At 66.4% G+C, this 1,446-nt stretch carries 1 protein-coding gene and 1 pseudogene; both read left to right on the top strand.

Translation table 11 applies throughout. The features are described from left to right. Positions 1 to 528 (top strand): annotated as a pseudogene (locus tag FN835_RS21065) (bifunctional methylenetetrahydrofolate dehydrogenase/methenyltetrahydrofolate cyclohydrolase); the annotation flags it as partial. A gap of 106 nt (positions 529 to 634) precedes the next feature. Then, a partial coding sequence (purU, locus tag FN835_RS21060) for a formyltetrahydrofolate deformylase (protein ID WP_142665180.1) occupies positions 635 to 1,446 on the top strand: 812 nt, incomplete at its 3' end.

The following is a 1,446-nucleotide window of genomic DNA, read 5'->3' as shown; positions in this document are numbered from 1 at the left end:
GGCTTCCACGTCATCAATGCGGGCCGGCTGGCCACCGGGCAAAAGGCCATGGTGCCCTGCACGCCGCTGGGCTGCCTGATGATGCTGCGCGACCGGCTGGGCGATCTTTCAGGGCTGGATGCCGTCGTCATCGGCAAGTCGAACATCGTCGGCAAGCCCATGGCCCAGCTTCTGCTGGCCGATGGCTGCACCGTGACCGTGGCGCATTCGCGCACGCGCGACATCGCGGCGATCTGCCGGCGCGCCGACATTCTGGTCGTGGCCGTGGGCCGCCCCGAGATGGTCAAGGGCGACTGGATCAAGCCCGGTGCCACGGTGATCGACGTGGGCATCAACCGCATCGAACGCGACGGCAAGTCGCGGCTGGTGGGCGACGTGGATTTCGCCCCGGCGGCTGCGGTCGCGGGCGCCATCACCCCGGTGCCGGGCGGCGTCGGGCCGATGACCATCGCCTGCCTTCTGGCCAATACGCTGACCGCCTGCTGCCGCGAAAACGGCCTGCCCGAGCCCGAGGGGCTGACGGCCTGAGACCTGCCTTGCGGGGTGCGCCAGACGCCCGCGCCCGCGCCCCGCAAGCCCCCCGACGACGAAGCCCCGGACGCCCATGCGCCCGCCAAAGACAGGGATGATCCCGATGACCAAATACTGCCTGACCGTCACCTGCCCCTCGACCCGCGGGATCGTGGCGGCGATCTCGACCTATCTGGCCGGCAAGGGTTGCAACATCACCGACAGCAGCCAGTTCGACGATGCCGAGACCGGGCGTTTCTTCATGCGCGTCAGCTTCGTGCCCGAAACCGGCGTCGCGATCGAGGATCTGCGCGCGGGGCTGGCCGAGACGGCCGAGGGCTTCGACATGACCTATGCCTTTCATGACGAGGCGGAAAAGCTGAAGGTCGTCATCATGGTCAGCCGCTTTGGCCATTGCCTGAACGACCTGTTGTATCGCTGGCGCATCGGCGCGCTGCCGATCGAGATCGTGGCGGTGATCAGCAATCACATGGATTACCAGAAGGTGGTGGTGAACCACGACATCCCGTTCCACTGCATCAAGGTCACCAAGGACAACAAGCCGCAGGCCGAGGCCGAGCAGATGCGCATCGTGCGCGAGACCGGGGCCGAGCTGATCGTGCTGGCGCGCTATATGCAGGTGCTGTCCGATGAGATGTGCCGCGCGATGTCGGGCCGGATCATCAACATCCACCACTCCTTCCTGCCGTCCTTCAAGGGCGCGAACCCCTATAAGCAGGCGTTCGAGCGCGGGGTGAAGCTGATCGGCGCGACCAGCCATTACGTCACCGCCGATCTGGACGAGGGTCCGATCATCGAGCAGGACATCATCCGCGTGACCCATGCCCAATCGCCCGACGATTACGTCTCGCTGGGCCGCGACGTGGAAAGCCAGGTGCTGGCCCGTGCCATCCACGCCCATATCCACCGCCGCGT

The sequence above is a fragment of the Paracoccus laeviglucosivorans genome, assembly GCF_900182695.1.
GTDB classification, from domain to species: Bacteria; Pseudomonadota; Alphaproteobacteria; order Rhodobacterales; family Rhodobacteraceae; genus Paracoccus; species Paracoccus laeviglucosivorans.
The sequence above is the reverse complement of the archived record's forward strand: the minus strand, read 5'-3'. Positions and strand labels throughout refer to the sequence as shown.